The following is a 20,032-nucleotide window of genomic DNA, read 5'->3' on the forward strand; positions in this document are numbered from 1 at the left end:
CTCTATGGAAAAAGCGAAAATTAGTGCGTATCAGCTATTCACACTCCTCCTTTTATTTGAACTTGGCAGTGCCTTAGTATATACGCTTGCCAATGGAGCAAAACAAGACGCTTGGATGGCCGTTCTCATGGCAATGGTCGGCGGTTTTTGTTTATTTTTTATTCATTACCGCCTTTACTGCTACTATCCGAATCTTCCGCCGATGGAATATATGCAAATGTTACTAGGACCCGTTTTAGGTAAAATAATCGCTTTCTTGTTTATCCTCTATTTTATGTATGTAGCCGCAACCATATTGCGCGGTTTTGGGGAAATGCTTGTCATCAGCGCTTACCCGGCAACACCTATATTTTTCATCAATGCTCTGTTCATTTTGGTGATTATTTATACGGTTTATAAAGGGATTGAAGTCCTCTCCCGAACGAGTGAAGTGTTATTTTTTGTCGTATCCCTGCTAGCTGTTAGCATCTTTCTGTTAATTATCCTTTCAGGGAATATAAATATGGATAACTTAAAACCGGTATTCGAAGAAGGGGTTTCGCCGATTATCAAAACCGTTTTCACAGACACATTGTATTTCCCATTTGGACAAATGATTATATTTACGATGATTTTGCCTTATGTCAATGAACGTAAAAAAGTAAAACGTACCGGATTATTAGCAATCGGAATGAGCGGCTTCGTACTGGCTCTTATTACAGCCATGAACATAAGTGTTCTTGGAATTGATCGTACTACCCGTTCACCATTTCCTTTTCTAACGACGATCCAAATGATTGAATTAGCCGGGTTTTTAGAGCGTTTAGATGTTTACTTTATCCTTTTGGTTACCCTCACCGCTTTTGTTAAACTAAGTGTATTTTTCTATGTGACGGTGTTGTCAGTGTCTCATTTATTTCATGTAAAACATCCTTCCCATCTTGCTTATCCACTGGGAATGGTCGTTTTATTTCTGTCCATGGCTGTCGCAAGCAATTGGACAGAATATAATCAAGAATGGTTTAAAGTTGAATATGTGTATATCGACCCCTTATTCCAAGTCATCCTTCCGATTTTTCTTCTCATCGTTGCTTTTTTTAAAAACAGAAAGAAAGCAGTATAGAAAGAAGAGACCATTTCTTTAGCATGGCTATAAATCATCCCACTTTATAATCATTATAAACAGATATTGACTTTCATATATGAAGTGTTATTATGATATTATCAACTAAACGATAAAAAAGAGATATCCAGGCGAAGATGGGATATCTCTTTTATCTCAAAAGGAGAAGATGAGCATGAGCATGAAAAAAATCTGTCCGCATTGCCATACACAATTGAAAAAATTAAAGCACAGTACCATTTGTGGATGCGGAGTTAAACTGACGACTGTTGCACAAGCAAAAAAATAGCTGTTATTCCTTACTCATGAAAATCGTTCTGGAAAATCAGTAATGATCGCTTCCACAGGAACACCACTTTTCTTTACACGATTCCACTCTTTCATATCGTTAATCGTATAAAGCCGAAGCAGCATCCCACTGTCTATTGCCTCTCTTCCATATTCACTAAGCGCAAACGATACTTGCGTATGCAGCGCGGTCAAACCTAGCTTTTTCGCAGCCCTTACGGTTTCACGCGGAACGCGCCAAACAAGACCTGCCACTGCAATGTACGGATCAAGTTCAATCACACGGCCAACACTGTCCTGATTAAAGGATGAAATAATCACTCTTCCTCTCATATTATATAAGTCAATCAACTCAAGAACTTTTTGCTCGATACCGTAATATGGCACTTTATTCGTTTTTAATTCAATATTAATTTGCAGAGTATTTCCCGTTGCCCATGTCAAAAATTCATCCAGCGTTAGGATTTTTTCGCCTGCAAATTTGGGATGGAACCAGCTTCCTGCATCAAGTTCCGCCACCTGTGCATATGTCATTCGCTCAATGGCCCCTTTTCCATTCGTCGTTCGGTTGACCGTTTCATCATGAATGACCACAATTTCACCGTCTTTCGTCATTTGCACATCAAGCTCAATGCCATCTGCACCTAAACGAACCGCCGCTTCAAACGCCGCCATCGTATTTTCCGGATGCGTGCCGCTTGCACCCCGGTGAGCGAAAATAGCAGGTTTTTTGTTCATTTATTCTCATCCCTTTCACATAATGTGAAACTTCCATCAGTGGAGGGGTTTTGTTTGTCCTCTATTGATGGTTAGTTAAAGCAATCGGGCCTTTACGCGCAGTTAGCCACCCCCTTCTTCGATTCTTCAAAGTCTTAATGTCGGTGGTTTTACTGCCTGTTAATCCGCGATAAATGTCTATACGGTTATCTTACGTGAAAAAAGAAAAGAAGTCACAATTGTGGCAATTGATAAGAATGACCGTACCATTCTTATAAAAAACAGAAATGGACAAATTATAGACGAGTATACGATGACAATATAAAAAGAGATCTTGCCGTATATGTCTGCAAGATCGTTTTCACTATATATTCTACATTCACACTCAAAACTTATTTTTTTATCTTAATAAAAAGCACTTTTAAATACTGGCCTTCTGGAAACTCATCAATCGTCCGAAAATCATCTGGTAGCGTATACTGCTCTAGAATAGAATAAGCGACTCCTTTTTCTTTGCAGGCATCTTTAATAAAACCTTTAAACCTTTTCAAATCAACGGCGCTGCTATTGGTCGATGCCACAATTACACCGTTATTTTTCGTTAAATCAATCGTTTCTTTCAACAGTTTTATATAATCTTTTGCTGCGCTGAACGTACGCTTTTTCGTTTTCGCAAAACTCGGCGGATCGACAACGACCAGGTCAAATGTCCGCTTTTTCCGTGCTGCATACTTAAAATATTGAAACACATCGTCAACGACAATTTCATGTTCGCCAGCACGTAGATCATTTACCTCAAACTGCTCGATTGTTTTGGCACGGCTTCGGTTTGCTACATCAACACTTGTTGTCTTTTTTGCCCCCCCAAGAGCCGAGCAAACGGAAAATGCGCCTGTGTATGAAAACATATTGAGCATTTCCGCATCTTTTGAATAGCGTTCGCGAATCGCTTTTCTTACATCGCGCTGATCGAGAAAAATCCCTGTCATAGCACCATCATTTAAATCGACTGCAAAATTCACACCATTCTCCTTAACAATAATCGGGAATTCGCCTCGTTCACCCGCAACAAAATCATCATCTTCTATATACTTCCCTTTTTGATCAAACCGCTTTTTCTCATAGATTCCTATATAATCAACCTTCTCTTTCATCGCAGCGAGAATATCCTCTCGGAATGAATAAATCCCGAGACTGTACCAGTGAATGACGTAAAAACCGGCATAATAATCAATAATGAGCCCGCCAACACCATCCCCTTCTCCATTGAAGACGCGAAATGCCGTCGTGCCGGGATCATTGAACAAATGCTGGCGCTGCTTCAGTGCTATTTCGATTTTTTTCACAAAAAAAGTGGCATCAATGTACTCCTCTGGTTCACGAGTAATCACCCATCCCACACCTTTATTTTGCACACCATAATAACCTGTGCCAATGTAGTTTTTCTTCTCATCAAGAATACGGATAATCATTCCTTCTTCTTTGAGTACTTTACTGTTTTCTACTGCGTCTTTTTCAATAAGCGGGTACCCTTTTCGGAGCTGCACCGCCGCTATTTTATTCACTTTCACATTTACGATTGTTTTCATTAGGGCCCCCACAAGCTTTTTCTTTATCTTATCAAAGTTCACATAAAAACGGCATCTATTCTTCTTATGTTACAATGAAAAAAACGGTATTGAAGGGATTTGGTGAGCTTTAATGAAAATGATAGCGGGTTCCTTGCAATGGGCTGTATTTTTAATTGCTTCATCTATCGCTGCACCGGTCGCCATTGCAGCGCTTTTTCACTTGAATGATGTGGATACAGCCTTCTTTATTCAACGAACGATACTTGTTCTTGGCATCGCCGGTATTTTGCAAAGCTTGTTTGGCCATAAACTTCCCATTAATGAAGGACCCGCCGGATTATGGTGGGGCGTGTTTACCATTTACGCGGGATTCATTGGTGTATTATACACGACCGCAGATGCTACACTGCAAGTATTGCAAAGCGGCATGCTTTATAGCGGTGTGCTCTTTATTTTATTCGCTGTTACTGGCCTCATGAACCGGATGAAAAGGCTGTTTACACCCACCATCACATTCGTGTATTTACTGCTGCTTGTCTTGCAGCTAAGCGGCACGTTTGTCAAAGGAATGATGGGCCTGCCAAATGAATCTGGCAAAGTCGATGGTCTCGTTATTTTAGGAAGCTTGATTACAATAATCGTCACGTTCTGGATAAGCGGTCACCGTAATGCTCTGTTGCAAAGATACTCTGTTTTGATCGCCATTTTTGCAGGCTGGCTCGTGTTTCTTCTTCTTCAAGAAGCAGATGTGCCCGTTTTCAATGGGCAGGCGGTTTTATCCATTCCAGATGTTTTCGTTTTTGGCCCACCCATTTTCGAACCTGGTATGATGATCACATCATTTTTCATTACACTGTTATTAATCGCCAATATGATGGCATCCATCCGTGTCATGGAAGGGACATTAAAAAGGGAATTTCATGAAGAAGTGTCAAATCGGGTGAAACAAGCCGGTATTTTCGCCGGAATCAATCATTTTATCGCCGGCGCTTTTTCAGCTGTCGGACCAGTACCTATTTCTGGAGCAGCCGGATTCGTGTCTGCAACGAAAACGCGCGCGTTGCTGCCGTTTATTTTTGGTTGTCTGCTCGTCATCATCGTCACCTTTTTCCCGACAGCTATGCTATTACTATCGTCACTGCCTGCTCCTGTTGCGTATGCCGTTACATTTGTTATTTTCACTGGCATGGTTCGCATGGCTTTTCATGAACTTGCCAGTGAAAATAACACAGAACAGTGGCTTAAAGTCACGGCAATTGGGTTAATGACTGGAGTCGGCTTCATGTTTCTGCCGCCCGACAGCGTCGCTGAACTACCTGCCGCAATCGCCGCTTCACTTTCAAATGGACTTATTACTGGAACCGTCGTGGCGCTCACATATGAACAGTGGCTGATCTGGCGAAATGCGAGACTGAATGGGCAGAAAAACGGTTGAGCAGGCAGAAAAAGCGACCTTTGCATTCTATGGAAGGTCGCTTTTTCTACGTTTTGCTTCAATTTGATATATTATTCTAGAATCAGAGGACAAGCTCTATTTATTGAATTCCATTCTCCAACTGTAATACTCATTATCATCATTTTTTTCGTATCGCATATTCGCGTCGAATTTATTTCCTTTTTTGCTTGTTAATCCCTTTACTGTCACCACTCCATTTTTCAGCAGTGATTTCACCATCGTTTTCGTCGGTTTTTTCTTCATCGCGGCTAAATACTTGTCACTTTTCCAAATAACAAACTTACAGCCACTTTTCCAATTGCTGCATCCAAACCCTTTTTGTCCCTCAATGACGGCATGTCCACAAACAGGGCATTTCCCTAGTACTTCATTTGTTTTGTGCTGCGTCACAATCTCATTAATTGTTATATCTTGTTCGTTCTTGATCTTCTGTACAGACTTCGCAGTAAATTCAAAGATGACCTGTAAAAACTCTTCTTTGCTGAATCTTCTTTTTTCGATATCAAACAATGATTTTTCTAATCGTCCTGTAAATTCTAGATCAAACAAATCTTTAATTGGAAACGTCTCAACCAACTTTCTGCCTAATTGTGTGCAAAACAGATTTTTATTTTCAGCCGTGATATATCCAACATCTTTTAATTTTTTAATCGTTTCAGCTCTCGTCGCTGGTGTTCCTATGCTAAAGCCACTTAAAATCGCATTTATAGTTTCTTCACTTTCTTCATTGCTGTCGTAATTTTTACCACATGTCTCCATTACTCGCAGTAATGTTCTTTCCGTGTGCTGTTTTGGTGGTTTTGTCACATGTGATGTCATTTCATGATGGATCAAATCAACATGATCATTGATCTGAACGAGCGGTAAAATCGTATCTTTCGATTGAACTTTCTCTACCTTTTTCCAGCCTTCTACAAGCTGTACCTTTCCCTTCGATACAAATAAACCTTTTAAATCTATGTTTTTCATTTTCGTTTCAATTCTTGTTTCTTCATACTCTGCGACAGGCATAAACTGCATAATCAATCTATTTTTTATCGCTGTATATACTTGTTCTTCATCGATAGTCAGCTTTTTAGGTTTCAAATAAGTAGGAACAATGGCGCTATGACTTTCTACTTTTGAATTATCAAATATCCTTTTAGACTTCACAAATTTGATTTCATTTTTATATGGTAAGTCTTCCGTTAACGTTTCTAACACCTTTGCTGTTTTACTAACGAGACTTTCTTCTAAAGCCACACTGGAAGTCCTTGGATACGTAATAAACTTTTTTTCATACAAAGATTGGGCTACTTTTAATACTTTATCTGATGTCCATCCTTTATATTTGTTCGTAATATACCCTTGCAAATTAGATAGATTAAATAAATACGGTGGATACTCTTTTTTCTTCTGTACTTGCTTATTATGAATAATGGCTGATTGATCTATTAACGCCTGTTGAATCGCTTCTAACGTTTCTTTCCTTTTAAACTTCTCTTCTTTTCCCTCAACGTATGTTCCTTCATATTCGTGTTCATCTTTTGTTTTAAACGTAGCTTGAAGTTTAAAATAATTTTCCGGAACAAAGTTCTCAATTTCTTTATCCCGATCATAGATAACCTTTAATGTTGGCAATAATACTCGCCCTATATTTAAGGCCTTTCCCTTCCCTTTTTGATATTTAAGAGTCGCTACTGATGTTAAGTTTATTCCAATTGTCCAATCTGCCCATTGACGGCTAACTCCCGCATCTTGTAAAGGCCTGAGTTCTGAATTTAACTTCATATTTTCTAGCCCTTTCATAACCTCAGCCGGCGTCCATTCATTTAATAATAACCGGTAAACATCTTTATCTGTTCCGAGATTATAAATGATACTGTCCCCTATTATTTGGCCTTCTCGATCATAATCACACGCAGAAATAATAGTGTCTACATCTCGACGTTTCATTAAGCTTTGAATAATCTTTAATTGCTTCCCTGCGCCTCTATCTGGCTTTTCTCTATTTTTCGGATCACTTTTTACTTTATATTTAAACATTGGAGGAATAAACGGAAAGTTCTCCATTTTCCATGTAGACATGTTGTCATCATAATCTTTTGCATCGTATAGTTGAAGCAAGTGACCAAACGCCCATGTAACAATATAGCCGTTTCCTTCGAAATAACCGTCTTGTCGATTTTTTATTTTCAGTGCATCTGCAATATTCTTAGATACAGATGGCTTTTCTGCTAAAATTAATACAAGTCCCATTTACGAGGTTCATCCCCCTTTATTGTATATTTTTAAAGATATAATCCTTATTCGACTTTTTTATAAAGTGAAACTTCATTCAATGGAGAGTTTAGAGATATTTATTGACTAAGTCATGAAATATGGTTCACCTTACTCATATTGTTTTGTCGTCCAATATTAAAAAAGTAAGAAGTAATTATACAGACGAAAGTTAAAACCATACAAAGTTACAATCTACGATAGGAGATAATCCATCTCTCAATATTCCAAAGTACCACTTTTAATTTTCTCATCCTTTATTATATTCGACTATTTATTTTAATAAGTCGAACGTAAATTTTGTAAATTATTTTTTGATTGGAAGTCCTTTCAAAAACGTTTTAATCATCATGTGAAAACTTTCATCAAGATTGAGCGGCAGACCGAATCCTCCTGTCTGCTCAATGGACGTGAAACCGTGAAGCATGCTGCGCAGTCCTCGCACCATATGGAGAGTTGTTTCTTCATCCAGTTCATATACAGCCAGCACTTGAACAACAATCTGCACGACTTTTTCCTGCGCTTCCTTTAAATCAGGTGCGTGAAGATACGGTGCGCGAAACGTCGCTTCGTACAAACCCCGGTGTTGACGCGCAAAGTAAACATACGCCAGGCTGAGCGCATACACTGCGTCATCGCCCGAGAGTCCGACGGCGGCTCTAATCATTTGTTCATATAATTTTCCACAGCCTAATACAGCCAGCCTCTGTTTCAACTCTGATAGACCGCCTATATGGTTATATAAAGAGGGAGGACGAATTGATAATGCTTTGGCCAGTTTTCCAATTGATAAGTCTTCATAACCATCCCGATCAATTATTTCAACTGCTTTTTGCAAAACGGTATCTACATCTATGCCTGCTCTTGGTGCCATTCCAATGTCCTCATTTCATCTTTTTTTCTGCGTCCATTATTGCCTGTTCTATTACTTTCATAGGCTGCTCCAGCATCTCTCCATGACCAACTGCCAGAATGGAAGGCTGAAACGAATATAAATTCTTTGCGCTGTCAATCGCAGTTTGCTTATCCCATGTCGCAAGTGCCGGGAATGGGAAGAACGGTTTTACTGTACCACTCACCGCCATGCCGCCTCTCGTCTGAAAAGCATCGCCAGCAATTAAACCGCGGTTCCGACTGTCGATAAACGACATCGAACCTGGCGTATGTCCCGGAGAATAAATCGCTTCAAGTGATCCTATCCGGTCTCCTTCTTTCAACAGAATATCCGGCCGTGTCTTCATTTTTTTCGGCACGCCGCCCTTCACCGGCTTCTGTGCTTCTTCCCGATCTATCGATACGTCACCACCAAGCAGCCGTGCATCCCGCTCAGATATATAAACGGGCACATCCGGTAAAAATCCTTTTAACACGTCAACTGCTCCAATATGATCTTCATGCGCATGTGTCAACACGATATGTTTGATCGGCTTTTCAAGTTTTTTCATTATTTTCATAATGCCTTTCGCGCTGTAGGGTAGCGCCGCATCGACAAGCGTCAGCGATGTTTCTTCTTCAACAATATAACAGTTAACTGGAAAAAAATGCGGCATGAATGACAGCTGATAGAACGACCCAATTTTCGTAAGACGCATATTTCTTCCCCTTTCCTTCAATTAACTAATTTAATTAATATAATAACTAATGATATTAGTTATTACAACAAAAAACAACCTCCATTGACTATAAAATCATTGGAGGTTCGTTTATGTATGATTTACTCAGCTACTTTATAAAGTGAGTCTACGTTATAGCCTTTTTCCTTATAGTAGTCGAGAATACCGTAGTAAATCGCGTTTGACATGACCTTCATCGAATAATCCGATTTCATTTTGGCAGCATCTCCTGCATTGGATATGAACCCAAGCTCGGCTAGTGCTGCCGGCATATTGTTTTCACGAAGTACAGAGAGGTCGCCTGGCTTTACTCCACGATCTTTTAAATCCCATGCGGCCAACATACGTGCCTGAATTTTCGCTGCGAGTAATTGGCTGTCTGCCACATACGGATTTCCTGCTGCGTAATAATACGTTTCCGTCCCGCTTGCACTGGCTGATGCAGCATTCACATGAATGCTGACGAAAATATCACCGCCATTGTTTTTCGCAAAAGTAGACCGGGTTTTCAACGGAATAAACGTGTCGGTAGAACGGGTCATTTTCACATTAAACGGCGTTTGCTTCAATAAGTCATTCACTTGAAGCCCCATTTTCAGCACTACATCTTTTTCTTTCAGTCCGTTTCCAACCGCGCCTGAATCTGTGCCTCCATGTCCTGGATCAAGAATAATGGTTTGACCTGAAAGCTGTGCATCATTGTTTTCTGTCACAGGAGGTGTTGTAACATCTGTTCCCTCACTGCGCAAATAAGAGGCACTGATAAACCCGACTTTATTTCCTGTTTTTACATACGTCCATCCGCCAATAGAATGCGCACCAGCCACTTCTGTATTGGCGGCAATTTTCCCTAATGAGGCAAACGAAGTAGATGGTCCTGAACGAACGTTTAAATTCCCTGTTGTTGACCGAAGTTTACTTGTAAACCCACCTAATGATTTCAATCGAAACTCAGGATGAATGGACCGTGCTAGAAAGACAGCAAAATCTGCCCGAGTGATCGTTTGATTCGAACCAAACGTTCCATCTGGAAGCCCGCTTGCGATCCCTAAATCCATCAATGCTTTTTCAGCGTTTGATGAATAGCCAAATGCCTTTGCCAATATACCCGCCATTTCACCGCGTGTAACAGCTTTATATGGAAGAAATTTTTTACCATCATAGCCTGACATAATTCCTTTTTCCACAACTGCTTGTACATAGCCTGACGTAAAGCTGCCAGAGCCCAAATCAGTAAAGCCTGTTGACCGAGGTGTTCCGTCCAATTGAAGTGTTCGCCCAATGAAAACGGCCGCTTCCGAACGAGTAATTGTTTTATACGGCGTGAAAGATGTCGCCGATGTCCCATTTACAATTTTACCTTCCGCCAAGTAATTAACTTCCTTCAATGCACGAGAAGGAACATCGGTAAAACCAGCAGCTTGAACCGGCTTTATTCCAACAAGAGGAACAATCATAAGAAATGACAATGCAATAACTAAAAATTTTTTCACCTTTTTACCTCCAGTCGATAAATATCCCACCTCACCCACTATTTAGTATATAGGAACTTACAAAAAGTTTTTATCATTTTTTAAAATATTTTGACACATTATGAAGATAATAAAGCTCATCTTCCTTTTGAACGTCTATCAAATGATACCGAGTACACATCACGTCGGAAATGCAGTACCGGGTCGTCTGTACACGCAATCCCATTCGTCATAACGGTCGGATCAAATACGACATCATCTGCCTGATGTTCTAGTTTGTTCGTGATCGATAAATGTCCAAGCGTGATTTTTTTCCGTTCATCTGGCCACATAACCGTTGAATCATTAACAGAATCCCCCTTTTCACCTAACCAGACGTTTAAACGAAAGCCAATTGGCCCTTCTGCCATCCTGTTTTCTAGCTCTTCATCTAAGTAATCACCTGGATGCATAACTGCTTCTTTTTTCGTCTTTATATTGACATTGTCGTCCGGTTCCCATTCATATTTGACGGCCTGCTGCTCCCCTTTTTCATTTATGAAATAAAACGCATGAATCGGAAAATAGTGGCTCGTTGAATAACTAATAAACGGCCGCATTTTTTTCATAATGTGAAAAGCCGCTCTGCTTTCAGGGTAGTTGACAAACATTTTTACGACATCGCGAAGGCTCGACTTATTTCCAAACGTACGTAGCATCTCAACAAATGCTTCCGGTGTTTTCGTAATAAATACGGGTACTGTCACACTGACAAGATTCGTCACGTCCCCATCCGGCAACTGAAACTGAACAGACATCCCTTTTACTGGCGAAAGGATATCCACCATGTTCGGATTCGGTGAGCTGTCAGAAAAACGAACGAGCGCCTTCACTTCTTTGTCCTGCAAATGAGCAGCGGTTGTGTACGGTACCGCATTTCCATTTGGTGTAAAGACGGCCCGACAATATACACCTTTTGCATGTGCCCGCCGATACCCTTGGAACGTTCCTGCCACATTTTCAATTGAATCAACAGCCTGTTTCGCTAATTCAGGTTTATTTACTTTCATCTTTTCGCCTCCATTTTTATTCTTTCTTTACAGAAAAAAGCCATCATTGATCCAGTTATGATCAATGATAGCTTTTTTCATTCAAATCTCTTCCATAATAAGTTTATTTTATTTCCCATAAATATTAGCGGTTTTCGGTTCCATTTCCTATTCATCTTGTATAATAATAAAGGCTTGATACAAAGAAAAAGGTGATAAAATGATAAGAACGGCTGCCATGACGATCGATCAGATGATTTTGCGCGATGTACCGCTTGAGGAGCTGCATGGGGAACATATTCAGTGGTACTGGGTGGACTTCAATATGCCGACAGACGAAGAAACAAATGTATTAAACGACTTTTTTAATTTTCACCCGCTCGCCATTGAAGACTGCCTTCACTTTATTCAGCGTCCGAAGCTTGATTATTACGACGACCATAATTTTATGATCATTCAATCCGTTAATCAAAAAACACTGTCCCCGGAAGAACTTGATATATTTTGGTGTTCAAATTATATTGTAACATTTCACCGGAAACCGTCTGTTGAAGTCGATACCATTTGGGAACGGCTGCTTGAGACGAAAAAAATCAAACAGCCGGTTAATATTTTATACCATCTCATTGACAAAGTCGTCGATCATTTTTTCCCGAGTGTATACCAAATCGAAGACAGTCTTATTCAATTAGAAGCGGAAAATGCCGATAATTACAAAACAGATGATTTATTTGACATTCGAAAAGAATTATTAAAGCTGCGCCGTATTATTTTTCCGATGCGCGAGCTGCTGTATCGCGTCTTAAACTCGGAACGCATTCAAATCCCTAAGAAAAACAAAGTGTATTTTAAAGACATTTACGATCACTTAATCATGCTGACAGAGATTGTTGAATCAAACCGGGAACTAACAAAAGATATGCGTGACAGCTATTTGTCCATCAATTCAAATCGGATGAACAGTATAATGATGACGCTCACTGTCATTACAACAATTTTCATGCCGCTCACATTTATCGCTGGCATATACGGGATGAATTTCGCTCATATGCCTGAATTAACATGGCATTACGGTTACTTTATCGCACTCGGTTTGATGGGTGGCATCGCGCTTTCAATGTTTGCATTTTTCTGGCGGAAAGGTTGGTTTAAACAGGATGATTAAGTGCTGATGACGGAACTATGTAAAAAAGCAGCCTCAAGTTGAATGAGGCTGCCTTTTACTATATTTTAAATCGGTTTTTCCTATAAAGTGAAACTTCATTCAGTGGGGATTTAGGTTCACACGATGTGAATCATGCAGACGTTGTCACAGGACGTGACGATCTTAGTCTGCGTTCCAGCTATCCCCACTGAATGAACAGGAACTCAGGTAAAGGGCGCCGCGTCCTGCGGCAATACGTGAGTGACCGGCTCTGCCTGGCCCGAACCAATCAGGCTTTTACGGGCAGTTGATCCCCCGCTTATCCTTCTTTTCTTTTCAAAATCTTGAAGCGGGGGTCTTACTGCCCGTTAATGCGGGATATATATGCCCAGATCAACCGTTATATCGGTTAATTATTTTTGCATTCATTTTTTAATTTATTTACTTCACTTTAAATAATTCAACTTCAGTATTCAAAGCTACTGCGATTTTCTCTAGATTACTAATTGTCAATGCTATTTCCTCAATAATAGACGTCAACTCACCTGTAGATATGGAAACCCCTTCAGATGAGGCAGACGTTTCTTCAATAATCGCTGAAATATTTTTGATCATTTTTTGAACGTTAAGCGTATTTAAATTGATGTTACCGAATACGTCTTTTAATTGTTGAACGTTATCTTCTGTTTCTTTTACTTGATCCACGATATGTTGCAAAGTTAAACTGCTTGTTTGAATAACAATCACCTGTTGTTCAAACTGTTCAAGATTATTTCCCATCAATGTAATCGATGTTTCAGTATCTTTTTGTGTTTCTTCGATAATATTTGAAACTCGAGTCGTCGCTTGTTTCGTTTCTTCTGCTAATTTTCGAACTTCCTCTGCAACGATCCCAAAGCCCCTCCCATGTTCTCCTGCTCGTGCCGCTTCAATTGCTGCGTTCAATGCTAATAAGTTCGTTTGTTCCGATATATCTTGAATAAGTTTAATGATGCCACCAATTTGCTCTGAATGCTTTCCAAGTGCCTGCACATTTTTAGTAGCTTCCTCTACACCCAAAACTGTTTGTTGTAAAGCGACAATACTTTTCTCAATATTATCTTTTCCTTCTGTAGCCATAACAGTTGAATTAGTAGCTGCCTGAAGTGTATTATCTACAAATATATTTCCATCCCTAACCCCATCTGCTGTATCGGTGACTGCTTCAAGTATTTGATTTGATTGAACTGCCTGTTGTTTAATTCCGCTCGCTATCTCATTCATCGCTGAATTGATTTGATGAGCAGTGTCCTCTGTTCGCTTCGCTCGATTATTCAAGTTTCCACTATTCACCGTTATTTCATTGGAATGTTTACTAATTGACATGACCAAAGAATTCAGTTGGGCACGCATAACTTCAAAAGAATTCGCTAAGTCTCCAATTTCATCTTTTGGCATACTTGTAATAGGTATTGTTAAGTCTCCGCCCGTAATGAATTCCGCACTCATTTTAATGTCTCTTAAACTTCTTACGATTACCTTCGTAAGAAAATAACTTATAAGAATCGTTATAATAAGACCTGTCAACATAATAATCAATGTGTATTTTATATTCGCTTTTGTTCCTTCATACATTTCGTTAATATCTTGATTAAGTTTTTCAGTCGTCTGATTTAAATAGACATCTACTTCTTTATTTATATCTTCAGAATACACATCGAATTTATCCATCAAAACATTTCCTTGTTTAGGACCATACGCTACATATGCTTTCGCCATTTCTGTTCCGACTCTATAATACTCATCGAATAATGGCTTAAAATGATCCAAATCTTGATTGCCTGTTTTTGATTCCAATTCTTTTAATTCACTTAACGTTTTATTAAAATCAATAGCATATGTATCCGCAACATTGAATCCATCATCAAACCCTTCTGCTCCTCTTGTTGCACTTACGTCCGTAAGCCATTGTTGAACTTGAACGACGTCCAACTTTAAACGTTCCGCTTTAAGTACTTTCTCAATCGATTCATCTTTAATGTTCTCCATCGTATTACTGTAATGATTCATTTCAACAATCAGGTATACTTGAATTCCGGCCAAAACAATAAAAATAAATAAAAAGCTCAAGAATAATCTTCTTTTAATTGTCATGTTTACTCCTTATATGTTTTATTGTACATAGGTAGATTTTCATTTGCTAATGTTCAATGTACAATTCTATTAGCGATAAAACATCGTAAGACCTATTTATATTGCAATACCTCACAAAAAACATTCCTCATTTTAACATAAATAAGTTCCATTATACCTAAATGTATTCTTTTTGACCATTTGGATACTCTACTTCTCTCCATTTTAATTAATAATTGTGTGAGACCCAAACCAGATGAAGTATACTGCTGATCACTTTGAAAAATTTGAATTGCGCCGTTTATAATTGCTTTTTTTGTTCATACTGTTGATAAACGATGTTAAAGGAGATCGCTATGAAGAAATTCTATTCTGTTTCAGCTTCATTTGCTTTGATGGTTTTGATTGCAGCTGGCTGTGGTACGGATGAAAGCGAGCAGCCCGTCAGAGATAATCAAACAGATACTATTGAAGAACATGCCCGAACGATGTCGAACAAACTAGACAACGTTATAGGGACCTTAAAACAACTGAAAGCGAATGCGGAAGCCCCTGATAGTGCGGGGGAAATTCAAGAAACCGGAAAAGTTCTCGAGGAACATTGGGATCTTGTTGAGAAAGAAATAGAGGAGCAATATCCTGACGATTATAAAAAGATCGAGGATAGCCTATATCCACTCATCACTGAGGCGAAAAAGGATAAGCCTGATATAGAAAAAATGAAGACTTTCATTGATGAAGCAAATGGCAAAATAACAGACCTTCTGAAAAAAGCCGAAAAACCGAAAAAAGCGCCGCAAAAATCATATTGATCCGATTTAATTCCATAGAGAGAACAGACTAAATCTATTTAATGAGTTTAGTCTGTTTTATTATTCCTCTGGACATAGAAAGATCAATTGAAAGGACTGTACAATTTGTATAAAGAACTTAGGGAAGTGGAACAGCGCCCGTACCCATTGCCTTCTTCACAATGGATGATGAAACAAACATGGAGCAATATGCTGTTTGCTCACTGGCCGGTTTCTGCTGATCTTTTAAGAGTGCATATACCTGTGCAGCTTAAGATTGACCTATGTGATGGTACAGCATGGATGAGTCTTATCCCCTTTCAAACCCATCATACAAGACTGCATTTTATGCCAAAGTTTCCGTTTTATCATTCTTATCTGGAATTAAATGTCCGTACATACGTCACTTATGAAGGGGTTCCCGGCATTTATTTTTTCAGTTTAGATGCCAATAAGTGGCCGATTGTTACAAGTGCAAAAATAGGAGCCGCTCTTCCCTATAAACATGCACGCATGAAGATGACGATAAAAGATCCGGTTGTGCACTACACAAGCCAGCGACAGCATCCAGGAAGCTCGAGGGAATGCTTTCAGGCAAGTTACCAACAATCGTCGAGTATTTATGTACCTGACAAGGAAAGCCTTGAATACTGGCTCCTTGAGCGTTATTGCTTTTGGACTCTAAAAGGAAATACTCTTTATCGGGGTGATATTCATCATGACCGCTGGAGAATTACAAAAGCACAGGCAGACCTTCACCACAACACAATGGCTTCTTTCCTGCCACGCCATTCCTTTCAAAACGAACCGCTTCTACACTTTTCAAGCAACAAAAGTGTGTTTACCTGGCCTTTAAAAAAGGTGAGATAAAGTGAATCTTCCATCCGTGAGGGATCTCTCACCCTCACGGACGGTTAGATGAACCAATCGGGCCTTTACGGGCAGTTTATCCTCTACTTATCCTTTTGCATTCCTCTAAGCCTTGAAGTGGAGGTCTTACTGCCCGTTAATCTGCGATAAACACATTTTTTTATTTCTCTACATCAAAAACAATACCACTCTGTTTACGTGCTTCTTCCGTAATTTGCATCACAATTTCACTTACGTTACGGAAATACTGATATTTTTCTTGATCGTTTGATTCAATGATCTCAGCTATCACTTTTGCTTCATAGATCATGTCATTTTCTTCTTCTCGTACAGCATACTGTTCTTTTTCACCTGTCCGGCGATTTTTGAACTCAATACTCGTAATCGGTGCGATGTGATCAATAAGGATCGTGCCCTCTTCTCCGCCAATTTCACCAGGCAAATGCGAATCTGTAATTTTCGAATACATCGCTGTACACGTATGATCTCCGTAATCGAGAACGACTGATCCGCTTCCATCTACACCTGTTGGCAACATCATCACGTGACAGGATATACTTTTAGGTTTTCCGAACAATGATACAGCAACACTGATCGGATAAACACCCAGGTCCACGAGTGCACCACCAGAAAATGCCGGTGAGAAAACATTTGGCTCTTCCCCTGCGAGAACGTTGTCATAACGTGATGAATACTTTATAAACTGAAAGAATGAATGACGCACAGGTCCTACTTTTTCAATCGCTTCTTTCAATCGCGCATGGTTTGGTGTGTATAGATTGCGGAAAGCCTCAAATAAAAAGACACCATTTTCATCAGCGACTTTAAATGCCTCTTCAAGCTCTTTTGTCGTTGAAAACATCGGTTTTTCACAAATAATATGCTTCTTATTTTTCATGAACAAAAGGGCTTGCTCAAAATGAAGAGCGTTCGGTGACGCAATATATACAACGTCAATCTCTTTATTAGCCGCTAACTCATTCAAGTCCGTAAACACGCGCGGCCCTCCAAGTTTGTCTGCTTTTTCTGCAGAGCGGGAATACGCACCGGCAAACGTCCATTTCCCACTTTCCCTTACTGCATCCACGAATTGTTCTGTAATCCAACCTGTTCCGATTGTTGCTACATTCATGTTATACCCCTTCTTTCCTAATCATCTTTCATTAATCTACCATGTTTTGTCGATTGATTAAAGGATTTCCATTTGAATATGAATGGAAAATCAGCTTGTCCATTGCTCTGTGACAGCAAATGTATTTCAATTTTTGGGGAAAAGGTTGATTATATAAAATCATAAATTCTTCATTGGAGTGTTTTTTGAAGAGGCTAGTCCGAAACAAATAATATCGATAGCCATATGCGATTAGACTTCTACCTGTACGCACAACTCGGTTTCTTGAAATACGTCTGACAATTTAAACAGCTTCCTTTACAAGAAAAAAGACTGCTCCCTCTACTGTCGGAAACAGTTTTGTTCACTTTCACTATTTCATTTGTTAATACATCAATCGCTACCTGTACACGATTGCTTTGATATGGTCTACATTTACATGAATACCTTGTTCTTTTACAGTTAGCAAATTAAGAAATTGCGTTTCTTTATGCATAAGTTTTCCACTCACGCTTTCTTTATCTCCAATATTGCATGTAATAAATGTGCCTTGCATACTTTCAATTTGTTTATCCAACGTTCGGGCGAATAGCTTAACTGGAGCATTAGATTCTGGACGGATCGATTGACTAAATCCATAAGGATGTGAGGACGCAGGATAAGGAATAATCCATTTTATATGTTGTAATGGAATAATCATTGTTTGATAAACAGGAGAGAAAAAGGCAATGTAATCATCCATCACATGTGTGATATGTCCGTGGACTGGCTGATGGGCTATAACATTTAATTCAACAAAAATCCCCTTCTCTGCTGCACGTAATACCTTTATTAAAGATAACTTATTAGCGAGTGGCGGTGCTGTAATAGCATCAAATTTTGTGATTGAATCTGTTTCTTCTTTTGATAACAGCCGTATCTCTCGAATATGAAATAATGGGATATAATAAAAGTCATCTTGTTTACGCAGAACAAGGACATCGCTGCCCAAATCAACTAATTCACCTGATACTTCTTTTTTCCCTATGAGTTCCAGGCGAATGAACTCTCCCACATACGTTCTGATTAACTTCATTCGCTAATCTCCCCTTATTCTTTTCATAAAGCCGTGTAATCCAAAATAAAGAAAGAGAAAAATATAGCCATCTATTGCTTTATTCGTTCTCCCTGCATCCGTTTTTCTTTTAACTTCATGTAATCCTTTTGTGCCTGCTTCATCAGGGAGTAATTTTGAGACTTTTCCGCCTGCTTCATCAGGGAATAATATTGTGTTTCGAGCATTCGTTCTTTTTCTTCTTGTGTCCAAACAGGCTGTATGAAATCTTGTTTTTCTTCTGCCACCTGTACAGTTGTTTGCATAACACTTTGTTTTCCTTCTGCTTGCAGTCTTCTGTTCTTTTTGCTGTATTTTAATTTTTTGTTCTTTCGACATGTTTGAGATGGGACATCTTTTAAACGAGAGATATTATCTGAATCATAACGAATATTTGTCTTACTTTTAGCAGATGGATTACTTTCTTCTTCACCTCGAGGCATTGGTGTCTTTTTTTTACGGGTAACTAGGTTTGAGCGAAGTTTTCGATCGAACAGGGTGTAGTCGATCTCCTCCATTTCCTTTTCTCTAAATGAATATTTGTCTACACGATTTTTTCGCACAGAAGAATCATCAGTCAATGAATTCATTTCTCTTGCTGTTCCCTCACTTGTTTCGAAGGATGAATTCACCAGCTCTACTTGATCATCTTCCAACTCCTCTTTTTGTTCGACTGCCTTCTCATTATGCCGCAGGGCGTCTAAGCGATCTGATGCCTCTGTCTCGTTAGATGCAGATGTTTCATTTGAATGACTCATTGCATCCAAATGGCTATTTGCAGGCACTCCATTTTCAATTGAATGATCTGTCGCTTCTGTTTCGTTATTGGTGGACGTCCCATTTTCATTTGAATTGTTCGTTGCGCTGGAATCAACTTTTTCATAATATCCTGAAAAAATAGTGGATATATATGAATTTTGCATAATCACCTTTTCTTCACCGCTAATTAAAATAAAATGGTCATCAAAGACCTTGCTAAGAAAACCGGACAGCACTTGATCATTGTGATAGTTAATTGTGACCCATCTTCGTTTGCATTGTTCTAAAATTTCCTGTAACTTCTCTGCCTGCAAATATGCACGATTTATTTTGTTTGTGTGACTATCTTTTGTATTTTTGGAAATAGATTTAATTTGGTTAAGATGATGATAAAAATGCTCTCCTTTCTCGTTCTGTAAAATAAGATAATCCTCTTTAACGTCAACTAGACTTCCTTTAATTAAGATCCCATCGTTTGAAAAAATACTGATTGAATACCCAATAAGCGCTTTAAGCGTCTCTGAAAAATAAGGGCTCGACATGACTAACCCCCTCACAGGTTTTATCCCTTTTTTAAAATTGAGAAAAGCCACTTTAAATGAATTGGAAACAATTCCTTGTTTCTCACCCTAATTCAAAAGTGGCT

General features: G+C 39.1%; 16 protein-coding genes. 5 read left to right on the forward strand and 11 right to left on the reverse strand.

The features are described from left to right. Nucleotides 1-4: 4 nt before the first annotated feature. The gene (locus tag BLL40_RS13945) at nucleotides 5-1,102 is read left to right on the forward strand and encodes a GerAB/ArcD/ProY family transporter (protein ID WP_073712479.1); all 1,098 of its coding nucleotides are present in this window, start codon (nucleotides 5-7) and stop codon (nucleotides 1,100-1,102) included. Between the two features lie 303 nt (nucleotides 1,103-1,405). Here BLL40_RS13945 and BLL40_RS13950 read toward each other — a convergent pair whose 3' ends face one another. Both BLL40_RS13950 and BLL40_RS13955 read right to left on the reverse strand, forming a co-directional pair. Beyond that, nucleotides 1,406-2,128, reverse strand: coding sequence for a glycerophosphodiester phosphodiesterase (locus BLL40_RS13950; protein WP_073712480.1), 723 nt, complete (start codon nucleotides 2,126-2,128; stop codon nucleotides 1,406-1,408). Nucleotides 2,129-2,499: 371 nt separating this feature from the next. Beyond that, nucleotides 2,500-3,696: a class I SAM-dependent rRNA methyltransferase gene (locus BLL40_RS13955; protein WP_073712481.1), complete on the reverse strand. Its 1,197-nt coding sequence runs from the start codon at nucleotides 3,694-3,696 to the stop codon at nucleotides 2,500-2,502. A gap of 112 nt (nucleotides 3,697-3,808) precedes the next feature. Between BLL40_RS13955 and BLL40_RS13960 the strand changes: the two genes are divergently transcribed. After that, nucleotides 3,809-5,113 carry a purine/pyrimidine permease gene (locus BLL40_RS13960; RefSeq protein WP_073712482.1) on the forward strand — a complete coding sequence of 435 codons (1,305 nt, stop codon included), beginning with the start codon at nucleotides 3,809-3,811 and terminating at the stop codon, nucleotides 5,111-5,113. A 96-nt stretch (nucleotides 5,114-5,209) separates the two neighbouring features. On the opposite strand, the gene BLL40_RS13965 is transcribed toward BLL40_RS13960, so the two are convergent. From BLL40_RS13965 to BLL40_RS13985, 5 genes are all read right to left on the reverse strand, one after another. Next, nucleotides 5,210-7,372, reverse strand: coding sequence for a type IA DNA topoisomerase (locus BLL40_RS13965; protein ID WP_073712483.1), 2,163 nt, complete (start codon nucleotides 7,370-7,372; stop codon nucleotides 5,210-5,212). A gap of 328 nt (nucleotides 7,373-7,700) precedes the next feature. Next, complete coding sequence (locus BLL40_RS13970) at nucleotides 7,701-8,267, reverse strand: TetR/AcrR family transcriptional regulator (protein WP_073712484.1); 567 nt, start codon at nucleotides 8,265-8,267, stop codon at nucleotides 7,701-7,703. Nucleotides 8,268-8,277: 10 nt separating this feature from the next. Next, entirely contained in the window at nucleotides 8,278-8,985 is a 708-nt protein-coding gene (locus tag BLL40_RS13975; RefSeq protein ID WP_073712485.1) for an MBL fold metallo-hydrolase, read from the reverse strand. A 122-nt stretch (nucleotides 8,986-9,107) separates the two neighbouring features. Then, nucleotides 9,108-10,499, reverse strand: coding sequence for an N-acetylmuramoyl-L-alanine amidase (locus tag BLL40_RS13980; protein WP_245797957.1), 1,392 nt, complete (start codon nucleotides 10,497-10,499; stop codon nucleotides 9,108-9,110). A 116-nt stretch (nucleotides 10,500-10,615) separates the two neighbouring features. Continuing rightward, entirely contained in the window at nucleotides 10,616-11,527 is a 912-nt protein-coding gene (locus tag BLL40_RS13985) for a catalase family peroxidase (RefSeq protein WP_073712486.1), read from the reverse strand. 199 nt (nucleotides 11,528-11,726) lie between these two features. On the opposite strand from BLL40_RS13985, the gene corA reads away from it, so the two are divergent. Beyond that, nucleotides 11,727-12,671, forward strand: coding sequence for a magnesium/cobalt transporter CorA (corA, locus tag BLL40_RS13990; RefSeq protein ID WP_073712487.1), 945 nt, complete (start codon nucleotides 11,727-11,729; stop codon nucleotides 12,669-12,671). A 420-nt stretch (nucleotides 12,672-13,091) separates the two neighbouring features. Here corA and BLL40_RS13995 read toward each other — a convergent pair whose 3' ends face one another. Further along, nucleotides 13,092-14,783 (reverse strand): methyl-accepting chemotaxis protein, encoded by a 1,692-nt coding sequence (locus BLL40_RS13995; protein ID WP_073712488.1) that lies wholly within the window; start codon nucleotides 14,781-14,783, stop codon nucleotides 13,092-13,094. 335 nt (nucleotides 14,784-15,118) lie between these two features. Between BLL40_RS13995 and BLL40_RS14000 the strand changes: the two genes are divergently transcribed. Both BLL40_RS14000 and BLL40_RS14005 read left to right on the forward strand, forming a co-directional pair. Next, nucleotides 15,119-15,574, forward strand: coding sequence for a hypothetical protein (locus BLL40_RS14000; protein WP_073712489.1), 456 nt, complete (start codon nucleotides 15,119-15,121; stop codon nucleotides 15,572-15,574). Nucleotides 15,575-15,679: 105 nt separating this feature from the next. Further along, nucleotides 15,680-16,423 (forward strand): YqjF family protein, encoded by a 744-nt coding sequence (locus BLL40_RS14005; protein ID WP_073712490.1) that lies wholly within the window; start codon nucleotides 15,680-15,682, stop codon nucleotides 16,421-16,423. 160 nt (nucleotides 16,424-16,583) lie between these two features. On the opposite strand, the gene BLL40_RS14010 is transcribed toward BLL40_RS14005, so the two are convergent. From BLL40_RS14010 to BLL40_RS14020, 3 genes are all read right to left on the reverse strand, one after another. After that, the gene (locus BLL40_RS14010; protein WP_073712491.1) at nucleotides 16,584-17,555 is read right to left on the reverse strand and encodes a Gfo/Idh/MocA family protein; all 972 of its coding nucleotides are present in this window, start codon (nucleotides 17,553-17,555) and stop codon (nucleotides 16,584-16,586) included. 379 nt (nucleotides 17,556-17,934) lie between these two features. Beyond that, nucleotides 17,935-18,609, reverse strand: a complete 675-nt coding sequence (locus tag BLL40_RS14015) for a hypothetical protein (protein WP_073712492.1) — start codon at nucleotides 18,607-18,609, stop codon at nucleotides 17,935-17,937. Between the two features lie 71 nt (nucleotides 18,610-18,680). Further along, nucleotides 18,681-19,928 (reverse strand): DUF2642 domain-containing protein, encoded by a 1,248-nt coding sequence (locus BLL40_RS14020; RefSeq protein WP_073712493.1) that lies wholly within the window; start codon nucleotides 19,926-19,928, stop codon nucleotides 18,681-18,683. Nucleotides 19,929-20,032 lie beyond the last annotated feature (104 nt).

It is taken from the genome of Domibacillus mangrovi (assembly GCF_001906925.1).
GTDB lineage: Bacteria > Bacillota > Bacilli > Bacillales > Domibacillaceae > Domibacillus > Domibacillus mangrovi.